This is a genomic window from Streptomyces sp. SID3212, from assembly GCF_009865405.1.
Taxonomy (GTDB): Bacteria; Actinomycetota; Actinomycetes; order Streptomycetales; family Streptomycetaceae; genus Streptomyces.
In genome coordinates this window covers 1-19,610 of record NZ_WWJY01001118.1, presented here as the reverse complement: position 1 = coordinate 19,610, position 19,610 = coordinate 1, and the positions used below count along the sequence as shown (strand labels likewise).

At 72.3% G+C, this 19,610-nt stretch carries 18 protein-coding genes and 1 pseudogene; 3 read left to right on the top strand and 16 right to left on the bottom strand.

The features are described from left to right. Together GT042_RS33230 and GT042_RS33225 are read right to left on the bottom strand one after the other, a co-directional pair. Positions 1-476: peptidoglycan bridge formation glycyltransferase FemA/FemB family protein (locus GT042_RS33230; RefSeq protein ID WP_161312404.1), on the bottom strand; the 476-nt coding region annotated here is incomplete at its 3' end. A gap of 200 nt (positions 477-676) precedes the next feature. Continuing rightward, positions 677-1,831 carry a glycerate kinase gene (locus GT042_RS33225; protein WP_345944015.1) on the bottom strand — a complete coding sequence of 385 codons (1,155 nt, stop codon included), beginning with the start codon at positions 1,829-1,831 and terminating at the stop codon, positions 677-679. 106 nt (positions 1,832-1,937) lie between these two features. Between GT042_RS33225 and GT042_RS33220 the strand changes: the two genes are divergently transcribed. Together GT042_RS33220 and GT042_RS33215 are read left to right on the top strand one after the other, a co-directional pair. Beyond that, positions 1,938-2,429 (top strand): NUDIX hydrolase, encoded by a 492-nt coding sequence (locus GT042_RS33220; RefSeq protein WP_345944014.1) that lies wholly within the window; start codon positions 1,938-1,940, stop codon positions 2,427-2,429. 64 nt (positions 2,430-2,493) lie between these two features. Then, positions 2,494-3,216, top strand: coding sequence for a Sir2 family NAD-dependent protein deacetylase (locus tag GT042_RS33215; protein WP_161312400.1), 723 nt, complete (start codon positions 2,494-2,496; stop codon positions 3,214-3,216). A 40-nt stretch (positions 3,217-3,256) separates the two neighbouring features. Here the strand turns inward: GT042_RS33215 and GT042_RS33210 are convergent, their stop codons facing one another. The 8 genes from GT042_RS33210 to GT042_RS33175 form a co-directional block, all read right to left on the bottom strand. Then, positions 3,257-3,763, bottom strand: a complete 507-nt coding sequence (locus GT042_RS33210; protein WP_161312399.1) for a methylated-DNA--[protein]-cysteine S-methyltransferase — start codon at positions 3,761-3,763, stop codon at positions 3,257-3,259. An 11-nt stretch (positions 3,764-3,774) separates the two neighbouring features. Continuing rightward, the gene (locus GT042_RS33205) at positions 3,775-5,271 is read right to left on the bottom strand and encodes a DNA-3-methyladenine glycosylase 2 (RefSeq protein ID WP_161312398.1); all 1,497 of its coding nucleotides are present in this window, start codon (positions 5,269-5,271) and stop codon (positions 3,775-3,777) included. A 112-nt stretch (positions 5,272-5,383) separates the two neighbouring features. Further along, on the bottom strand, positions 5,384-5,905 hold the full coding sequence (locus GT042_RS33200; RefSeq protein ID WP_161312397.1) for an O-acetyl-ADP-ribose deacetylase: 522 nt from the start codon (positions 5,903-5,905) through the stop codon (positions 5,384-5,386). Between the two features lie 74 nt (positions 5,906-5,979). Continuing rightward, positions 5,980-7,395, bottom strand: a complete 1,416-nt coding sequence (locus GT042_RS33195; RefSeq protein ID WP_161312396.1) for an NAD(P)/FAD-dependent oxidoreductase — start codon at positions 7,393-7,395, stop codon at positions 5,980-5,982. A 112-nt stretch (positions 7,396-7,507) separates the two neighbouring features. Further along, positions 7,508-8,452 carry an inositol monophosphatase family protein gene (locus GT042_RS33190; RefSeq protein WP_161312395.1) on the bottom strand — a complete coding sequence of 315 codons (945 nt, stop codon included), beginning with the start codon at positions 8,450-8,452 and terminating at the stop codon, positions 7,508-7,510. Between the two features lie 54 nt (positions 8,453-8,506). Beyond that, positions 8,507-10,324, bottom strand: a complete 1,818-nt coding sequence (locus GT042_RS33185; protein WP_161312394.1) for a gamma-glutamyltransferase — start codon at positions 10,322-10,324, stop codon at positions 8,507-8,509. A 97-nt stretch (positions 10,325-10,421) separates the two neighbouring features. Next, positions 10,422-10,886, bottom strand: a complete 465-nt coding sequence (locus tag GT042_RS33180; RefSeq protein WP_161312393.1) for an MEKHLA domain-containing protein — start codon at positions 10,884-10,886, stop codon at positions 10,422-10,424. 41 nt (positions 10,887-10,927) lie between these two features. Next, on the bottom strand, positions 10,928-11,485 hold the full coding sequence (locus tag GT042_RS33175) for an NAD(P)H-dependent oxidoreductase (RefSeq protein WP_161312392.1): 558 nt from the start codon (positions 11,483-11,485) through the stop codon (positions 10,928-10,930). Between the two features lie 237 nt (positions 11,486-11,722). Here GT042_RS33175 and GT042_RS33170 point away from each other — a divergent pair, with 237 nt between their 5' ends. Continuing rightward, on the top strand, positions 11,723-12,778 hold the full coding sequence (locus GT042_RS33170) for a biotin/lipoate A/B protein ligase family protein (protein WP_161312391.1): 1,056 nt from the start codon (positions 11,723-11,725) through the stop codon (positions 12,776-12,778). Between the two features lie 66 nt (positions 12,779-12,844). Here GT042_RS33170 and GT042_RS33165 read toward each other — a convergent pair whose 3' ends face one another. From GT042_RS33165 to GT042_RS33140, 6 genes and pseudogenes are all read right to left on the bottom strand, one after another. After that, positions 12,845-14,401 (bottom strand): NCS1 family nucleobase:cation symporter-1, encoded by a 1,557-nt coding sequence (locus GT042_RS33165; RefSeq protein ID WP_161312390.1) that lies wholly within the window; start codon positions 14,399-14,401, stop codon positions 12,845-12,847. Between the two features lie 54 nt (positions 14,402-14,455). Further along, positions 14,456-15,457, bottom strand: a complete 1,002-nt coding sequence (locus GT042_RS33160; protein ID WP_161312389.1) for a TIGR03842 family LLM class F420-dependent oxidoreductase — start codon at positions 15,455-15,457, stop codon at positions 14,456-14,458. An 81-nt stretch (positions 15,458-15,538) separates the two neighbouring features. Next, positions 15,539-16,942 carry a dihydropyrimidinase gene (gene hydA, locus GT042_RS33155; RefSeq protein WP_161312388.1) on the bottom strand — a complete coding sequence of 468 codons (1,404 nt, stop codon included), beginning with the start codon at positions 16,940-16,942 and terminating at the stop codon, positions 15,539-15,541. A 114-nt stretch (positions 16,943-17,056) separates the two neighbouring features. Further along, positions 17,057-18,376 (bottom strand): aspartate aminotransferase family protein, encoded by a 1,320-nt coding sequence (locus GT042_RS33150; protein WP_161312403.1) that lies wholly within the window; start codon positions 18,374-18,376, stop codon positions 17,057-17,059. A 14-nt stretch (positions 18,377-18,390) separates the two neighbouring features. Then, positions 18,391-19,233 (bottom strand): nitrilase-related carbon-nitrogen hydrolase, encoded by an 843-nt coding sequence (locus tag GT042_RS33145; protein WP_161312387.1) that lies wholly within the window; start codon positions 19,231-19,233, stop codon positions 18,391-18,393. 176 nt (positions 19,234-19,409) lie between these two features. Then, positions 19,410-19,610, bottom strand: a pseudogene (locus GT042_RS33140) (hypothetical protein); the annotation flags it as partial.

Genomic DNA, 19,610 nt, shown 5'->3' with positions numbered 1-19,610 from the left:
TCGGTGGTGGTGGCCGTGACGTCCCGCAGCCGGTGCGCGGCCGGGTCGGCGACGGCGGCCTTGAGCGCGTCCGCGTCCCAACGGCGGGCGACGACCGGTGGCCCCATCTTCACCGAGAAGGCGCCCCGGGACTTGAGGTGGGCGAGCATCGGGGTGAGCCAGGCGGCCAGGTCGGCGCCGTACCAGTCGATGACGGGGCCCTCGGGCAGATAGGCCAGGTACCGCTTGATCCTGGGCAGCGGCCGGTAGAGGACGAGCCCCGCCCCGACCATCCGCCCGCTACCGCGCGCCCCGCCGGGACCGCCGCTGTACGCCTCGCCGGGGCGTTCGCCGTCCTCGAACCAGCCCACGCTCTCCGCCCGCCAGTCCGGCTTGACGTCTCCCCAGGACGGGACCTGCATATGGCTGGCGGAGGGTCTGGCGCGGACGAAGGCCAGGTGCTCCTCGCGGGTGATCGTCCTCAGTCGGTAGCTGATGCTCATGGTCCAGTCATACGTGCCCTACGGGCCGGGGCAGAGCGGACACGCGAAGGGGCGGGGCAGAGGATGACGCTCCCGGCTCGCCCGGGTCCCGGGAGCCGCTCCCCAGGACCCGGCCGAGCCGGGGTCCGGCTCTCAGGACAGGCAATCGCTCACGTATCGCTCACGTGAGGAAGTCACTCACGTCGGGAAGTCGCTCACGTCAGGAAGTCCCTCCCGATGTCCTCCGCCAGTCTCTCCAGCAGCGGCCCCGCCTCGGCCATGCACACCGCCGGGTCCTTCTCCAGGTCGCTGAGGGCGTACGCGCGCCGGATGCCCGCCCTGCCCAGGGCCTCCGGCAGCAGGGCCAGCCGCCCGCAGACGGCGATGACCTCGACGTTCTTCGCGCGGGCCGCCGCGGCGACCCCCGCAGGCGCCTTGCCGTGGAGCGTCTGCTCGTCCAGCGAGCCCTCCCCGGTGATGACCAGCGTCGCCCGGGACAGCGCGGCGGCGAAGCCGAGGACGTCGAGCATCACCTCGATGCCGGGACGGAAGCTCGCGTGGAGGCCGACCAGGGCGCCGTAGCCGATCCCGCCCGCCGCGCCCGCGCCCGGGGACAGCGCGAGCCGCGCCGCCCGGGAGCCGAGGGACGCCTCCAGGACCGTGACGTAGTGGGCGAGAGCCGCGTCCAGGACCGCCACGTCCTCCGGGCTCGCGCCCTTCTGCGGTCCGTAGACGGCGGCGGCGCCCTTGGGTCCGGTCAGTGGATTGTCGACATCACTGGCCAGGACGATGTCCGTCCTGGCGAGCCGGGGGTCCAGCCCGGAGAGGTCGGCGGTGGCCAGGTCCCGCAGCCCGCCGCCGCCCGGCGGGACGGGCGTGCCGTCCTCGGTCAGGAAACGGGCGCCGAGCGCGGCCAGCATGCCCGCGCCGCCGTCCGTCGTGGCGCTGCCGCCCACCCCGAAGACGATGGTGTGCGCCCCCGCGTCGAGCGCCGCGCGCAGCAGCTCTCCGGAGCCGTACGTACCGGCCGTGAGCGGCGCGAAGTCCCCGCCGGGCAGATGGGCCAGGCCGGACGCCTCCGCCATCTCCACGACCGCCGTGCCGTCCCGGAGGGCGAAGGCGGCGGTCAGTTCGTCGCCGAGCGGTCCGCTGACCCGTACCTCATGCCGTTCGAACCCCGCCGCCACCGCGGCGGCCACGGTGCCGTCACCGCCGTCCGCGACGGGCATCGTCTCGACCGCCACCTGAGGCGCGATCCGGTGCAGCCCGGCCGTCACCCGCTCGGCGACCTGCACAGCCGTGAGCGACCCCTTGAACTTGTCCGCCGCGATGAGCACGCGCGCGGTATCGGTTACTGCTCCGTCCGTCACGTTGTTATCCCTTGCTGTCGAACAGGCAGTCGCGCCCCGCGCCGACCCTATCCGCACGGGTGGCACTCTGCCCATGGCCCCCGGGTCCGCCCGATACGCTGACCCGGTGACGGACACCGACTACGCCGCGTACATCGCGGGACTCCCGCGCGTCCTCGCCGGCGCGGCCATGCTCTTCAGGGACGGCGAGGGACGTGTCCTGGCCGTCGAGCCGAACTACCGGGAGGGCTGGGCGCTGCCCGGCGGGACCATCGAGTCCGACGACGGCGAGACCCCCCGCCAGGGCGCGCGGCGCGAGACGCTCGAAGAGATCGGACTGGACATCGAGCCCGGGCGGCTGCTCGCGGTCGACTGGGTCCCGGGTGCCACCCGGCCGCCGATCGCGGCCTATTTGTACGACGGCGGGGTGCTGACGCCGGAGCAGCTCGCCGCGGTCCGGCTCCAGGAGGCGGAGCTGCTGTCCTGGCGGCTGCTGCCCCGCGAGGAGCTGACCACGTACCTGCTGGGCGCGCTGGCGGGGCGGGTGCTGGCGGCGCTGGACGCGGTGGAGTCGGGCGCGGGCACGGTCGAGCTGGAGAACGGCAGGCGGGTGGGCTGACCGAGGGCCCCGGCCCCGGCACATGGGGTCGCTCTCGCTCACGCCCGCTGCGTACGCTCGGAGCATGACTCTCGTCGCGATCCTCAGCGGCGCCGGGATCTCCACCGACTCCGGCATCCCCGACTACCGCGGGCCGAACGGCGTGTGGCGGCGCGATCCCGGAGCCGAGAAACTCGTCACGTACGACACGTACGTGAACGACCCCGAGATCCGGCGGCGCGCCTGGCGCGTGCGCACCGACAGCCCCACGTGGCGGGCGGAGCCCAACGCCGGCCACCGGGCCGTGACCGAGCTCGAACGGTCGGGCACGGCGGTCCGGGTGCTCACCCAGAACGTCGACGGGCTGCACCAGCGGGCCGGGATGCCCGCCCGGAAGGTGCTCGAACTGCACGGCACCGCCCGGGAGACCAGCTGCGCGCGCTGTCACGCGCGCGCCCCGATGGAGGAGGCGCTGGCCCGGGTCGCGGCGGGCGAGGACGATCCGCCGTGCCTGGTGTGCGGCGGGATCCTCAAGTCAGCGACGGTGATGTTCGGGGAGCGGCTCGACCCCGAGGTGCTGGCGCAGGCGATGGCGATCGCCAAGGCGTGCGAGGTGTTCCTCGCGGTCGGTACGACACTCCAGGTGCAGCCGGCCGCCTCGCTGGCGGGCATCGCCGCCGACCACGGCGCGCGGCTGATCGTGGTGAACGCCGACCCGACGCCGTACGACGACCGGGCCGACGAGATCGTACGGGAGCCGATCGGTACGGCGCTGCCGACGCTGCTGAAGCGGTTCCACGGGGGCTGAGCGGGCCGGCCCGGGGGGCGGGCCGGCCCGGGGGGGCGCCTCAGAACAGCGTCGCCGTCGCCGGGACTTCGGCCGCCGCTCCCTCGAAGACCAGCAGGCGCTGCTTGCGGTCGAGGCCGCCGCCGTACCCGGTGAGGCCGCCGGTCGAGCCGATGACCCGGTGGCAGGGCACGATGATGCTGACCGGGTTCTTGCCGTTGGCCAGGCCCACCGCCCGTGAGGCGCCCGGCTTGCCGAGGGCCTCGGCCAGTTCGCCGTACGACCGGGTCTCGCCGTACGGGATCAGCTCCAGCCGCGCCCACACACTGCGCTGGAACGGGGTGCCCGCCAGGTGCAACGGCAGGTCGAACGCGGTCAGTTCGCGGTCGAAGTAGGCGGTGAGCTGACGCCGTACCTCGCCGAAGGGCCGGGGGTCCGGCTCGCCGAAGGTCTCCTCCGCCGGGCGGTGGCGGTGCTGGACCATGTAGAGGCCGCTCAGGAGGCCATCGGTGGCGACGAGTGTGAGTGGCCCGTACGGGCTGTCGATCACGGTGTGCTGCTTGAGCATGGTGAACTTTCCTAGGCGGGAAGGTGGTTGATGGCGTGGTCCTCGGTCGCCCAGAGGTACTGCACCGCGTAGGCCCGCCACGGCCGCCAGCCCCCGGCCCGCGCGGTGAGCGCGGCGGGGGTGGCGGGCAGGCCGAGCCCGGCGGCCGACCTGCGGACCCCGAGGTCGCCCGGCAGGAACGCGTCCGGGTCGCCGAGCGCGCGCATCGCGATGACCTCGACCGTCCAGGGCCCGAAGCCGGGCAGCGCCGTGAGCCGGGCGCGGGCCTCGTCCCAGTCGCTGTCCGTGCCGAGCCGGAGCGAGCCGTCGGCGAGGGCGCCGACCAGCGTGGTGAGGGTGGTACGGCGGCTGCGCGGCATCGCGAGGGCCTCCGGGTCCAGCGACGCCAGGGCCCCGGTGGTCGGGAAGAGGTGCGTGAGGCCGCCCTCGGGGTAGTCGACCGGCACCCCGTACGCCGTGACGAGCCGGGCGGCGTGGGTGCGGGCCGCCACCGTGGACACCTGCTGGCCGAGCACGGCCCGTACGGCGAACTCGGCGGCGTCCACGGTACGGGGCACCCGGCGGCCCGGCGCCTTGTCGACCAGCGGGGCCAGCAGCGGGTCGGACCGCAGCTGCTCGTCCACGGCGACCGGGTCGGCGTCCAGGTCGAGCAGCCGGCGGCACGCGCTGATCGCGAAGGTCAGGTCACGTGGATCGGTGAGCGAGAGCCGGCAGGCGATGTGGTCGGGGCGCGGCGACAGGGCGACGATGCCGTGTCCGTACGGCAGGGCGAGCGTGCGGCGGTACGCCCCGTCCCGCCACTCCTCCACACCCGGCACGGCGGTCGCGGCGAGGTGGCCGAAGAGGTTGTCGGGGTTGAGGGGCGCGCGGAAGGGGAGCCGCAGGGAGATCACGCCGGGGGTGGGCGCCTCGTCGCCGCGCGCACCACTCCCTTTGCGGCCACGACGGGCCGCGCGCGTACGCAACTCGCTCGGTGACAGGGCGAAGACCTCGCGGACCGTGCCGTTGAAGGCCCGGATCGACGCGAACCCGGCCGCGAAGGCGACCTCGGCCATCGGCAGCGCGGTGGTCTCGATGAGGACGCGGGCGGTCTGGGCGCGCTGGGCGCGGGCCAGGGCGAGCGGCCCCGCGCCCAGTTCGGCGAGGAGCTGGCGTTCGATCTGCCGGGCGGAGTACCCGAGGCGGCCGGCCAGTCCTGGCACGCCCTCGCGGTCCACGACGCCGTCCTGGATGAGCCGCATCGCGCGGGCGACCGTGTCGGCGCGGGCGTTCCACTCGGGCGAGCCGGGGCTGGTGTCGGGCCGGCAGCGCTTGCAGGCCCGGAAACCGGCCTGCTGGCAGGCGGCGGCGCTGGGGTAGAAGGTCATGTTCTCGGCCTTGGGGGGCACGGCGGGACAGCTGGGCCGGCAGTAGATCCGGGTGGTCAGGACCGCCGTGAAGAACCACCCGTCGAACCGCGCGTCCTTGGACCTGACGGCCCGTACGCAGCGCTCGGTGTCGGTGTACATGCCCTCCAGCATCCGGTACCGGGGAGACGGGGGCTGGCAGGAATCCGACATCAGCGTGTGGCCGCGCCCGCACCTCCGCGCCCGCACCTGCCCGCCCTGCCCGCCGTTCCCGTCAGGAGTCCGCTTCCAGTGCCGCTTCGAACGCCCCGTACGCCGCCGCGTCGAAGAGTACGAACCGCACCTCCTCGACCGGGGGCACCGCCGCCTCCCGGGCCGTACGGACCGCGATCCGGGCGCCGTCGTCCATCGGCCAGCCGTAGACGCCGGTGGAGACGGCCGGGAACGCGACGGTCCGCGCGCCCAGTTCCGCGGCGACCCTCAGGGACTCCCGGTAGCAGGAGGCGAGCAGGTCGGAGCGGTCCTCCTTACGGGCCCAGACGGGTCCGACGGTATGGATCACCCAGCGGGCGTCGAGCAGGCCGGCCGTGGTGGCGACGGCCTGGCCCGTGGGCAGCCCCCCGCCGTAGTGTCCGGCCCGCAGCTTCCGGCACTCGGCCAGGATCTCGGGGCCGCCGCGCCGGTGGATCGCGCCGTCGACCCCGCCGCCGCCGAGGAGCGACGAGTTGGCGGCGTTGACGATCGCGTCCACGCTCTGGCGTGTGATGTCGCCCTGGACCAGTGTCAGATGTGCCATACGGGAAACTCTGTCAGGCCGGGGCCGTACGGCGCATTCCGAAAACCCCCCGGGCCCTGTCGCGTGGCGCCATGTCACTCCGCCCGCAGCCGCCGCCACACCGCCTTCGCCGCGTTGTGCCCCGACATGCCGTGCACCCCGGGCCCCGGCGGGGTCGCCGACGAGCACAGGAAGACCGCCGGGTGCGGGGTCGTGTACGGGAACAGGGAGATCTTCGGCCGCAGCAGCAGCTGGAGGCCCGAGGCGGCGCCGCACGCGATGTCCCCGCCCACGTAGTTCGCGTTCTTGGCCGCGAGCTGCGGGGGGCCCGCCGTCGCCCGGGCCAGGATCCGGTCGCGGAAGCCGGGGGCGAAGCGCTCGATCTGCCGCTCCATCGCGTCGGTCAGATCGCCGTCCCAGCCGTTCGGGACATGTCCGTACGCCCAGAACACGTGCTTGCCCTCGGGCGCGCGGGACGGGTCGGCCAGGCTGGGCTGGGCGGTGATCAGGAACGGGGTCGCGGGTGCCTGTCCGCCCGACGCCTCCCGCAGCGCCCTGCCGATCTCCCCGGTGGTGGGGCCGATCTGGACCGTCCCGGCCCGGCGTGCCTCCTCGGCCGTCCAGGGCACGGGCCCGTCCAGCGCGTAGTCGATCTTGAAGACACTCGCGCCGTAGCGGTACCCGTCGTACACCCGGCCGAGCCCCGCGATCCGGGCGAGGGCGGTCGGTGAGGTGTCGAAGACGTACGCGCGCGCGGGCGGCAGGTCGTCCAGCCGCTTGATCTCGTATCCCGTGTGGACCGTGCCGCCGAGGGCCCGGAGGTACGCGGTGAGCGCGTCGGAGATCGACTGGGAGCCGCCGCGCGGCACCGGCCAGCCGCCCGCGTGCGCCGCGAGGGCGAAGACCAGGCCGACGGCGCTCGTGGCGATCCCGTTCAGCGGGGCGATGACGTGCGCGACCAGTCCGGCGAACAGGGCCCGCGCCTTCTCGTCGCGGAACCGGCGCGCCAGCACGCCGTACGGCGGAAGGCCGGCGAGACCGAAGCGGGCGAGGGTGACGGGGTGGCGCGGGAGGGCGGTCATCGGCAGGGACATGAAGTCCTGGGCCAGTTCGTCCCACCGGCCGAGGAAGGGCGCCACGAGCCGCCGGTACGCCCCGGCGTCCCGCGCCCCGAACGAGGCGGCGGTCTCGGCGACGGAGCGGGACAGCACGGCGGCCGTGCCGTTGTCGAACGGGTGGGCCATGGGCAGCTCGGGTTGCAGCCACTCCAGGCCGTACCGGTCGAGGGGCATGGTCTTGAAGGCGGGGGACCCCACACCCAGCGGGTGGACGGCGGAGCAGGGGTCGTGGCGGAACCCGGGGAGGGTCAGCTCCTCCGTCCTGGCACCTCCGCCCACGGTGTCCCTGGCTTCGAAAACGGCCACGGAGAAACCGCGGCGGGCCAGTTCGACCGCGGCGGTCAGTCCGTTGGGGCCTGCCCCCACGACGACTGCATCGAGCATCGACGGCACCTTCGGACTCCTTCGTCAGCCGACGGCCAGGACCTCCAGGATATTCCTGGGCACGGACACCCGGACGCCGGTACTGTCCGCGACGGCCGGGCACCGCCGGACGGGGCCCCGGTCAGGCTCCGGCCAGCAGCAGGTCCCGTATCCGCTCCGCCGTGGCCGTGTCGCGGGCGGCGGTGAAGGGCAGCGTGTTGCCGCCCGTGATCCGGTAGGGCTCACCCGCGAGAGTGACGTCCGCGCCGCCCGCCTCGGCCACCAGCAGCAGCCCCGCCGCGTGGTCCCAGGCCAGCTCCCAGCTGAACGCCACCGCGTCGAGGGCGCCGCGCGCCAGGGCCAGGTACTCCAGCCCCGCGGAGCCGCAGGCGCGGGTGTCGACGCCTTCGGTACGGAGGCCGAGGAGCGCCCGCTTCTGGTCCTCGGTCGTGTAGTCCGGGTGGGACATCGCGACGGTGAGCGGCGCGCCGGGCGCGGGGGCGCCGGAGCGCAGGCGGGTGCCGTTCAGCCAGGCGCCCCGGCCGCGCACCGCGATCGCCATCTCGTCCAGCGCGGCGGCGTACGTCCAGGACGCCAGCACCTCGCCGCCCTGGGCGAGGGCCACGAGCGTGCAGAATCCGGGCTCGCCCCGGACGAACTGGGCGGTGCCGTCGACCGGGTCCACGATCCACACCGGTGCCTCGCCGCGCAGCGCGTCGTACACGGAAGGATCCGCGTGCACGGCCTCCTCGCCGACGACGACCGAGCCGGGGAGCAGCGCGGTCAGGGCAGCGGTGAGATGCTCCTCGGCGCCCCGGTCCGCGATGGTGACCAGGTCGTGCGGGCCGCTCTTCTCCACGATCTCGTGCGCGGCGAGCTGCCGGAAGCGCGGCATGATCTCCGCGGCGGCGGCGGCGCGGACCGCCGCCTCGACGGCGGACACCGGCGGCCCGGAGGCCGCCGGAGCACCGGCCGCCGCGTCCGGGACCTGGTGCCCGGGGGCCCGGCGTACCGGCACCGTCGCGGCCAGGAGGTCTCCGTACCCGGACCCGGCGCCGCCGGCGCCGCCCGCGCTGTCATCGATCATGCGTCCATACCATCACGCGGCACTGACAACGTGTATGACCGATCGGGTGACAACTCAGCGGCCTACGGCGTAACCCTGCATGCCGCGAGGGTTCGCGGCGGCCGACAGGACGCCCGTCGCGGGGTCCCTCGCCACCACGCACAGCCGCCCCTCCGACCACGGTTCGCCGACGGTGACGTCATGGCCGAGCCGCCGCAGCCCGGCGATGACGGCGGGGTCCATGCCCTCCTCGACGGTCACGCTGCCCGGCCGCGTCCCGCGCGGGTAGAAGGAGCTGGGGAAGCTGTCGTTGTGCCAGTTCGGCGCGTCGACGGCGCCCTGGAGGTCGAGTCCGCCGCGCACGGGCCCGCGCAGGACGAGCGCCAGGAAGAAGTGCAGCTGCCACTGGTCCTGCTGGTCCCCGCCGGGTGTGCCGAACGCGAGCACCGGCACCCCGTCGCGCAGCGCGAGGGACGGCGTGAGGGTGGTGCGCGGACGGCGGCCGGGTGTCAGGGAGTTGGGCAGGCCCTCCTCCAGCCAGGCCATCTGGAGCCGGGTGCCGAGCGGGAAGCCCAGCTCGGGCACGACGGGGTTGGACTGGAGCCAGCCGCCGCTGGGGGTGGCCGCGACCATGTTGCCCCAGCGGTCCACGATGTCGAGGTGGCAGGTGTCGCCCCGCGTGGAGCCGTCCTTGGCGACGGTCGGCTCCCCGGCGCCCGGGATGCCCATCGCACTGAATTCCTCGCCCTCCACGACGGTCCCGGCGTGTGCGCTGAGCACCGGCGTACGCCCCCCGGGACTGCCGGGGCGCAGTTCGTACGAAGCGGTCTCGCCGATGAGCGCCCTGCGGGCGGTGTTGTACGGCTCCGAGAGCAGCACGTCGAGCGGCACGTCCGCGGCGGCCCCCTCCCCCGCGTCGCCGTACCACGCCTCCCGGTCGGCCATCGCGAGCTTGCAGCCCTCGACGAGGAGGTGGACGTACGCGGCGGAGCCGTACGCGGGCAGGTCGGCGGCGCGCGACGGCAGCAGGGCGAGCTGCTGGAGGAAGGCGGGGCCCTGGCTCCAGCCGCCCGCCTTGCAGAGCGTCCAGCCGTCCCACTCGTACGTGGCGGGGGCCTCGTACGACGCGGACCAGCCGGCCAGGTCGGCGGCGGTCAGGGTGCCGGTGTGGTGATCCCCGCTGGTGTCGAGGGTGGGGCGGCCCGCCTGGCGTACCAGCGCCTCGGCGATGAACCCCTCGCGCCAGACGGCGCGGGCGGCCTCGATCTGGACGGTCCTGTCCGCGCCCGCCGCCTCGGCCTCGGCGACCAGGCGGCGCCAGGTCGCGGCGAGGGCGGGGTTGCGGAACAGCGTGCCGGGGGCCGGGGCGTTGCCGTCGGGCAGGTAGACGGCGGCGGACGAGGGCCACTCGGTCTCGAAGAGCTCGCGGACGGTCTCCACGGTCTGGCCGACCCGTTCGACGGGGGCGTGGCCGTCCTCCGCGTACCCGATGGCGTACCGCAGCACCTCGGCGAGTGTCCACGTGCCGTGGTCGCGAAGGAGCAGCATCCAGGCGTCGAACGCGCCGGGGACGGCGGCGGCGAGGGGTCCCGTACCGGGAACGAGGGTGAGCCCGAGCGAACGGTAGTGCGCGACGGTCGCGGCGACGGGCGCGGACCCCTGCCCGCACAGCACCCGTACGTCCCCGCCGGCCGGCGCCAGGATGATCGGCACCTCACCGGCGGGCCCGTTGAGGTGCGGCTCCACGACGTGCAGCACGAACCCGGCGGCGACGGCGGCGTCGTACGCGTTCCCGCCGCCCTCCAGAACGGCCATCGCGGACTGCGAGGCGAGCCAGTGGGTGGAGGAGACCATGCCGAAGGTGCCCTGGAGGGTGGGTCGGGTGGTGAACACGGTGCCGCGCCTCGCTGTTCCTGTGCCGTCGCCCGCGTGACGGGCGCCCGGGACGGGTCCCGGGGAGCGTGTGCTCGCTCCCCTCTCCCCCGGAAGGTTAGGCGGGGCTCGTGGAACCGATCAGGGCGGCCTGTCCGTGGATCCGTCCGGCACCGTCGACGAGATTCCAGACGGTCACGTCCTCTATCCAGAAACGGATCCCGGACCTGCCCTCGCGCATTCCCCGGTAGTGGTCGCTGTAGCCCCGCTCCAAGACGTCCTTCATGAGCTGTGCGCGGGTGGACCGCTTGGTCGGCGGGGCGGAAAGCCGGGAGGGCATTCCGACGAACTCGTCCCACGCGTATCCGAAGAATTCCTGGGCGGTCCTGTTCGCGTAGACGAACCGGGGATCCTCGGCCGTGTCATGCGCCAGAAGACCGAACGGAGCCTTCTCGTACAGCCATTGCGTGGCGTCCGTCACACCGGGAGGCATTTCGGCCAGCAATGACTTTCCCGTAAGCCGCAGATAAGTGTCGGCCAGAAGGGAGGAGAACCGGGCGTCGTACGGATCGGGAAATGACATCACGTGGTCCGGGAGGTTCGCGGATTTCTGGTGCGCGGGGGTCAGCCGCGCAGGGAGCGGAGAGCCGTACCCCACTCCACGACCTCGTCGATCGTGCCGTTCAGCTGCTCGACGAGGCGGTCGGTCGGCTTGAACGTGTAGAACTCCTCGAAGTCGGTGTAGGAGTTCAGGGCCACCTGGGAGCGCACCGTGGCGACCTTGAGTTCGGCCAGCACGAGGCGCAGGTGCTCGACGGCACGCAGGCCGCTCGCGGCGCCGTAGCTCACGAACCCGGCGGCCTTGTTGTGCCACTCGTGGTGCAGGAAGTCGATCGCGTTCTTGAGGCTCGCGGGGACCGAGTGGTTGTACTCCGGCGTCACGAACAGGAACGAATCCAGGTCCGCGATGGTGGCGGACCAGTCCTTGGTGTGCTGCTGGGTGTACTGCCCGACCATAGGAGGCATTCCCTCGTCGAGCAGCGGCAAACCGGCCTTCGCCACATCGACCAGCACAAACTCGGCGTCGTCACGCTTGGACGCCACCTCGGCCACCCAATCGGCGACTATTCCGCCGACGCGTCCGGGGCGGGTACTGCCGAGAATGATTCCGATCTTGATCATAAGGACTTTCTCCAGACCTGTTCATGCCGAATTCGCTCGCACTGGTTCTCAGCCGGGCCGTGGTCACGCTAGCACTGGATGCTGTGTGAAATCACTTGCAGGGTCGGCCCCGGACATGAGCCCCAGGACCGGGAACGGAACCCCCGGTCAGCCTCATCAGAGCAGTACGATTTGCGGGTGATCATGCCCAGCTCCGCCACGGGTGCGAGGCGGCACGGACCGTAGCGGAGGTACGCGGTGCACGGTGAGTACAAGGTTCCCGGCGGCAAGCTGGTCGTCGTGGACCTGGACACGGCGGACGGGATGCTGCGCGGCGTCCGGGTCGCCGGGGACTTCTTCCTGGAGCCCGACGAGGCGATCGAGGCGATCGACGCCGCGCTGGAGGGCGCGCCCGCCGACACGGACGCGACCGCCCTGGCGTCCCGGATCGACGCGGCGCTGCCCGCCGGGACGGTGATGTACGGCCTGACGTCGGAGGGCATCGCCGTCGCCGTACGCCGTGCCCTGGCGCGGGCCACCGACTGGACCGACTACGACTGGCAGGTCATCCACGCGGCCCCGGAGTCCCCGGCGCTCCACATGGCGCTCGACGAGGTCCTCACCACGGAGGTCGCTGCGGGCCGCCGCCCGCCGACCCTCCGCATCTGGGAGTGGGGCGCGCCCGCCGTGGTGATCGGCAGCTTCCAGTCGCTGCGCAACGAGGTGGACCCGGCCGGCGCGGAGCGCCACGGCATCACGGTGGTCCGCCGGATCTCGGGCGGCGGCGCCATGTTCATCGAGCCGGGCAACACGATCACGTACTCGCTCTCCGTGCCGGAGGCGCTGGTCAAGGGGCTGACCTTCGCCGACAGTTACGCGTATCTGGACGACTGGGTGCTCGGCGCGCTCGGCGATCTGGGCGTGAAGGCGTGGTACCAGCCGCTGAACGACATCGCGACGGACGCGGGCAAGATCGCCGGCGCCGCGCAGAAGCGGGTCGTGAGCGGGCGGGGCGCCGTACTGCACCACGTGACCATGGCGTACGACATCGACGCGGACAAGATGCTCGACGTGCTGCGGATCGGCCGCGAGAAGCTCTCCGACAAGGGGACGCGCAGCGCGAAGAAGCGGGTGGACCCGCTGCGGCGGCAGACCGGCCTGTCGCGGGAGGCCGTGATCGAGCGGATGATCGCGTCCTTCCGGGGGCGGTACGGCCTGACGGAGGGCCGGGTCACCGAGGAGGAGATGGCACGGGCGCGCGAACTCGCCGCGACGAAGTTCAGCAGCCGGGCGTGGACGGCGCGAGTGCCGTAGCCCGCCCCTCCGCCCCGTCGGGGGGAGCCGCCGGGGCGGAGGGGTGTCGCGGGGTGCGCCGGGCCGTCAGGACTCGGCGCGTGCCGGTGCCACCGCCCCGGCCACCGCCCGGCGTTCGGGCAGCATCAGGACGACGTACAGCACCAGCGAGGCGGCGAGGCCCACCGCCCAGCCGTAGTCGGCGAGCGGTTCGAGGAAGGGGATCAGCCCGTCCTCGGGGAACGGCCCCTGGCCCGCCGCCGAGTGGGACCCGCCCACCGCCAGGACGCCCCCGACCAGGAACGCCGACACGGCTTTGACGTTCCAGCCGTTCGTGTACCAGTACCGGCCGCCGGGCCGGTAGAGGTCGGCGAGGTCCAGGACGGTCCGCCGGACGACCCAGTAGTCGGCGATCAGGATGCCCGCGACCGTACCGAGCAGACCGCCGACCAGACCGAGCCAGGTGAAGATGTACAGCTCGGGTGTCTCGGTGAGCTTCCACGGCATGATGACCACCCCGACCACCCCCGTGATCAGCGCGCCCGTACGGAAGTTGATGAGCTTCGGCGCCAGGTTGGCGAGGTCGTACGCGGGCGACACGACGTTCGCCGCGATGTTCACGGAGATCGTCGCGATCAGTACGGTCACCAGCGCGAAGAGCAGCCCGAAGACGTTGTCGGTCTTGGCGGCGAGGGCGACCGGGTCCCAGACGGCGGCTCCGTACACCGCCTGCGAACCCGACGTGACGAAGACCGACAGCAGCGCGAAGACCGTCATCGTCGTGGGCAGTCCGAGGGTCTGGCCCCAGATCTGCGCGCGCTGTCCGGCGCCGAAGCGGGTGAAGTCGGGGATGTTGAGCGACAGGGTGGACCAGAAGGCGATCATCCCCATGAGGGACGGGAAGAAGACCGGCCAGAAGTCGGCGCCCCAGCCGAGCTCCGACGGCTGGTCGAGCAGTGGGCCGAGGCCGCCGGCCTTGACGGTGATCCAGAGGAACAGCACGAGCGCGCCGACGATGACAAAGGGCGCGGCCCAGTTCTCGAAGCGCCGCAGCGTGTCCATCCCCCGGTGGATGATGGCGAGTTCGAGCGCCCAGAAGAGGACGAAGCAGAGCCACAGCGTCCAGGGCTGCCCGCCGACCCGCGACGCCTCCGCCCAGCCGCCGAAGATCTTGCCGAGCAGGACGAAGATGCCCTGACCGCCGATCCAGGTCTGGATACCGAACCAGGCGCAGGCGACGGCCGCCCGGATCAGCGCGGGCAGGTTGGCGCCGCGCAGGCCGAAGGAGGCACGGGCGAGTACGGGAAAGGGGATGCCGTACTTGGGTCCCGCGTGGCCGGTCAGCAGCATCGGGAAGAGCACGATCAGGTTGGCGAGGGCGATCGTGAGGACCGCCTGCTTCCAGTCCATGCCGAGGGTGACCAGACCCGAAGCCAGCAGCCAGGACGGGATGTTGTGCGCCATGCCGATCCACAGCGCGGCGAAGTTGTACGTGGTCCAGGTGCGGCGGGCGACCGGGACCGGCAGGAGGTCGTCGTTGACGAAGCGGCTGTCGCCGGGGGTCGCGCCGGGCGCGAGTTCGACCCGGCCGCCGTCGTCCGTTCCGGTGTGTCCGGTGTCTCCGGTGTCGGTTATCGCGGTCATCGCGGCGGAACCCTTCCTGCGGAGGGGACGGAGGCGGGTGAGGAGAAGGGCGGGTCAGTCCTGGAAGTGCGGGATGATCTCGGCACCGTACGCGTCGATCGTCGCTTCCTTCGCGTCGTGCATGTTGTAGAGCGCGAACTGGTCGACGCCCAGGGCCCGCAGCGCCTCCAGCTTCTCGATGTGCGCTTCGACCGGACCGAGCAGGCAGAACCGGTCCACGATCTCGTCGGTCACGAAGTCCGCCGACGCGTTGTCCGTACGCCCGTGGTGGCTGTAGTCGTACCCCTCGCGCTGCTTGATGTAGTCGGTCAGCGCGTCGGGCACCAGCCCGGAGTGCTCGCCGTAGCGCGCCACCAGGTCCGCGACGTGGTTGCCGACCATCCCGCCGAACCACCGCGACTGGTCGCGGGCATGGGCTAGGTCGTCCCCGATGTACGCGGGGGCCGCCACGCAGATCGTGATGGAGTACGGGTCCCGCCCGGCGTCCGAGGCGGCGGTACGGACCGCCTTGACCATCGACTCGGTGAGGTACGGGTCCGCGAGCTGGAGGATGAAGCCGTCGGCCTTCTGCCCGGCGAGGGCCAGGGCCTTGGGGCCGTACGCGGCCATCCAGACCGGCAGTTTCCCGTCCCGTACCCACGGCAGGCGCAGGCTCTGGCCGTCGACGAGCGCCTCGCGGCCCTCCGCGAGGTCGCGGATGACCTCCATCGCCTCGCCCACCCGGGCCAGGGTGTTGGGCTTGCGGCCGGCCACCCGCATGGCCGAGTCGCCGCGCCCGATGCCGCAGACCGTGCGGTTGCCGTACATCTCGTTGAGGGTGGCGAAGGTGGAGGCGGTCACCTCCCACGTCCTGGTGCCCGGGTTGGTGACCATGGGGCCCACGATCAGGCTGGTGGTGTGCTCCAGGATGCGGCTGTAGATGACGAACGGCTCCTGCCAGAGGACCGCCGAGTCGAAGGTCCAGCCGTAGCGGAACCCGTTGCGTTCCGCGCGCCGCATGAGCCCGACGACCCCTGAGGCCGGGGGGTCGGTCTGGAGGACGAGTCCGAAGTCCATGGCCGTGCCACTCCTAGATCACTTGGTTCGCTCGGTTCGCTTCGTTGGGGTGAATCGCTTGGGTCGCTCGGGCCACCGGTTCTAGTCGAGGTACTGGCAGGTGGCGCGCGGGGTGTACTGGCCGTGGCCCGCGCGACCGGTGAACTGCCGCCGGTCGACGACCGGTTCGCCCCGCGAAAGCACGGTCTCCACCTGCCCGGTGATCCGTTTGCCCTCGTACGCCGAGTAGTCGACGTTCATGTGATGTGTGGCGACGGAGAGCGTCTGCTCGTGGTGCGGGTCGTAGATCACGACGTCGGCGTCCGCGCCGGGCGCGATGGTGCCCTTGCGCGGGTAGAGGCCGAACATCCTGGCCGGGGTGGCGCAGGCGATCTCGATCCAGCGGCGGCGGGTGATATGGCCTTCGACCACGGCCTGATGGAGGAGGTCCATGCGGTTCTCCACCCCGGGCAGCCCGTTGGGGATCTTGGAGAAGTCGCCCCGGCCCATGTCCTTCTGCCCGGTGAAGCAGAACGGGCAGTGGTCCGTGGACACCACCTGGAGGTCGTTGGTCCGCAGTCCGCGCCAGAGCGCCGCCTGATGCTCCCTGGGCCGCAGCGGGGTCGAGCAGACGTACTTGGCGCCCTCGAAGTCCGGCTCCGCGAGGTTGTCGGTGGAGAGGAAGAGGTACTGCGGACAGGTCTCGCCGAAAACGGGCAGCCCCTTGTCGCGGGCCTGCGCCAGCTCGGCGACCGCTTCCTCGGCCGAGACGTGCACGACGTACAGGGGTGCGTCGGCGACCCGCGCGAGCTGGATCGCGCGATGGGTGGCCTCGGCCTCCAGCAGGACCTTCCGTACCTCGCCGTGGTAGCGGGGGTCGGTGCGGCCCTCGGCGAGCGCCTGTTCCACGAGGACGTCGATCGCGATGCCGTTCTCGGCGTGCATCATGATCAACCCGGCGTTCCGGGAAGCGCGTTGCATGGCCCGCAGGATCTTGCCGTCGTCGCTGTAGAAGACGCCGGGGTAGGCCATGAAGAGCTTGAAGGAGGTCACCCCCTCCTGGACCAGCAGGTCCATCTCCTTCAGCGAACCCTCGTTCACGTCCGCCACGATCATGTGGAAGCCGTAGTCGATCGCGCACTTGCCGTCGGCCTTGGCGTACCACGCGTCCAGGCCCTCGCGCAGCGCCTGTCCCGGCGACTGGATGGCGAAGTCGATGATCGTGGTGGTGCCGCCCCAGGCGGCGGCGCGGGTGCCGGTCTCGAAGGTGTCGGCGGCCAGGGTGCCGCCGAACGGCATCTCCATGTGCGTGTGGGCGTCGACCCCGCCGGGGACGACGTACTTCCCGGTCGCGTCGATCGTCCGCTCGGCGGTCCAGCCCTCCGCGACCGTGGACCCGTGCGCGGCGAGGGCGACGATCCTGCTGTCCTCGATCAGGACGTCGGCGTGGGTCTCCTCGGCGGCGGTGATGACAAGCCCGCCACGGATCAGGGTGCGGGTGCTCATGGTGGTGGCGCTCCCTTTCTTGCGGTGCGACCGCCCTCGCGGGGACGGAGGTTGGTCCGGACTGCCCCGGCGCCGGCGGCTGTTGACCGCCCGCGCCGGAGCCGTACGGACGGATCAGACGCCCCGCAGGGCCTGTTCGAGGATGGCCGCGCCCTGTTCCGCCTCGGCGACGGTGAGGGAGAGCGGCGGGGCGATCCGCAGCACGCTGGTGTTGTGGCCGCCGCCCTTGCCGATCAACAGCCCGCCCTCGCGGGCCGCTTCGAGGACGGCCGCCGCCCGCTCGGGCGACGCCTCGTCGGTGCCGGGCTTCACCAGTTCGAGGCCGATCATCAGGCCCCGGCCGCGGACCTCCCGTACGGCCGCGACACCCGCGCCGATCCCCCGCAGCCGCTCGATCAGCAGTCCGCCGACCCGCCGGGCGTTGCCCTGGAGGTCGTGCTCCAGCAGGTACGAGAGGTTCGCGAGGCCGGCCGCCATGGTGACGGGGCTGCCGCCGAAGGTCGAAATGGAGTTGGTGTCCAGGCAGTTCATGATGTCGGCGCGGGCCACGACCCCGCCGATGGACATGCCGTTGCCGATGCCCTTGGCGAAGGTGAGGATGTCCGGCGGGCCGCTCGCGGCGTGTGCCTGCCAGCCCCAGAAGTGCTCGCCGGTACGGCCCCAGCCGGTCTGCACCTCGTCGCTGATCCACAGGATGCCGTGCCGGTCGAGGACTTCGCGGAACGCGGCGTACAGCCCGTCGGGCGGGGCGGTGAACCCCCCGACGCCCTGTACCGGTTCGGCGATGAGCGCGGCGGGGGCGCGGGTGTGGCCGAGCAGGTCCTCCAGGTCGGCCACGCACGCCGCGATGAAGGCCTCGTCGCCGAGGTGCGCGTACGGGCCCCGGTCGCGGACCCCGCCGTGCACGTACAGCGCCTGGAGCGGGGAGAGCGAGGTCGGCGACCAGCCGCGGTTGCCGGTGATCGACACCGTGGAGAAGGACCGGCCGTGGTAGCTGTTGCGCATCGCGAGGATCTGGTTCGACGCGCGGTAGGTGGTGGCCAGCATGAGGGCCGTGTCGTTGGCCTCCGTGCCGGACGTGGTGAAGAAGACCCGGGCGTCCGGGATGCCGGACAGGGTGGCGATCCGTTCCGCCAGCTCGACCATCGGGCGGTTGAGGTAGAGCGTGGACGAATGGATGATCCGCCCGGCCTGCTCGCTCACCGCCTTGGTGACCTCGGGCAGGGCGTGCGCGGTCATCGTGGTGAGGATGCCGCCGAAGAAGTCCAGGTAGCGGTTGCCGTCGGCGTCCCAGACGTGGCGGCCCTCGCCGTGGGTGATCTCCAGGGGCCGGTCGTAGTACAGGGTGAGCCAGTCGGGGAGGACCGCGCGGTGGCGGTCGAGGAGCCGGTCGGGTCCCTGGGATGCGCTCGGGCCGCCGGTGGCCCGCGAGATGTCCGTCGTGTCGGTCACGGCTGCACCAGTCCCTCGTACGCGTCGGGCCTGCGGTCCCGGTAGAACGCCCATTGCTGCCGCACTTCGTCGATCACCCCGAAGTCCAGGTCCCTGACGAGGAGTTCCTCGGCCTTGTCGCTCGCCGGCTCACCGACGAACTGGCCGCGCGGATCCACGAAATAGCTGGTGCCGTAGAAGTCGTTGTCGCCGTACTCCTCCTGGCCGACCCGGTTGATCGCCGCGATGAAGTACTCGTTGGCGACGGCGGCGGCCGGCTGCTCCAGCTGCCAGAGGTAGGCGGAGAGGCCGCGCGAGGTCGCGGACGGGTTGTACACGATCTGGGCGCCGTTCAGGCCGAGCTGGCGCCAGCCCTCGGGGAAGTGCCGGTCGTAGCAGATGTACACGCCGACCCGGCCGACGGCGGTGTCGAAGACGGGCCAGCCGGCGTTGCCCGGTTTGAAGTAGTACTTCTCCCAGAAGCCCTTGACCTGCGGGATGTGGTGCTTGCGGTACTTCCCGAGGTACGTGCCGTCGGCGTCGATCACGGCGGCGGTGTTGTAGTAGAAGCCCGCCTGCTCGATCTCGAAGACGGGGACCACGATCACCATCCCGGTCTCCCGGGCGAGCTCGCGCATCCGCGTGACGGTGGGACCGTCCGGGACGGGCTCGGCCCACCGGTAGTGCTCGGGCTCCTGCACCTGGCAGAAGTACGGGGCGTTGAACACTTCCTGGAAGCCGATCACCTGCGCGCCCTGCCGGGCCGCCTCGCGGGCGTGCTCCTCATGCTTGGCGATCATGGATTCGGTGTCGCCGGTCCAGGTCGCCTGGACGAGTGCGGCGCGTACGACTCTGGCCACGGGACTGCTCCTTGGGCGGGATCGTCGACGAGCTTTCTACGCACGTAGATACGATGCGTAGGAGGAGAACGTAAGCCCCGCCACACACGGGGGCAAGACCATCGTCGTTAACCCGCAGAGTCGATCAAGTTTCACACCCGAGCGGTCGACAACGGGCGGATCGGGGCGCGGCCGGGTCAGGCGGCCCCGATCCCGGCCAGCCGCAGGGCATGCACGACATCCCGTTCGTGACCGGCCGAGACGGCCCGCGCCGCGTGGAGGAGCTGGGGTACGAGACGGCGCGGATCGGGTACGGCGATCCGTGCCGCGTCCTCCGGCGTACGGGCCTGGACGAAGGTGCTCAGGAGCGCCTGGGCCTCGTGCGCCCGGCCCGCCTC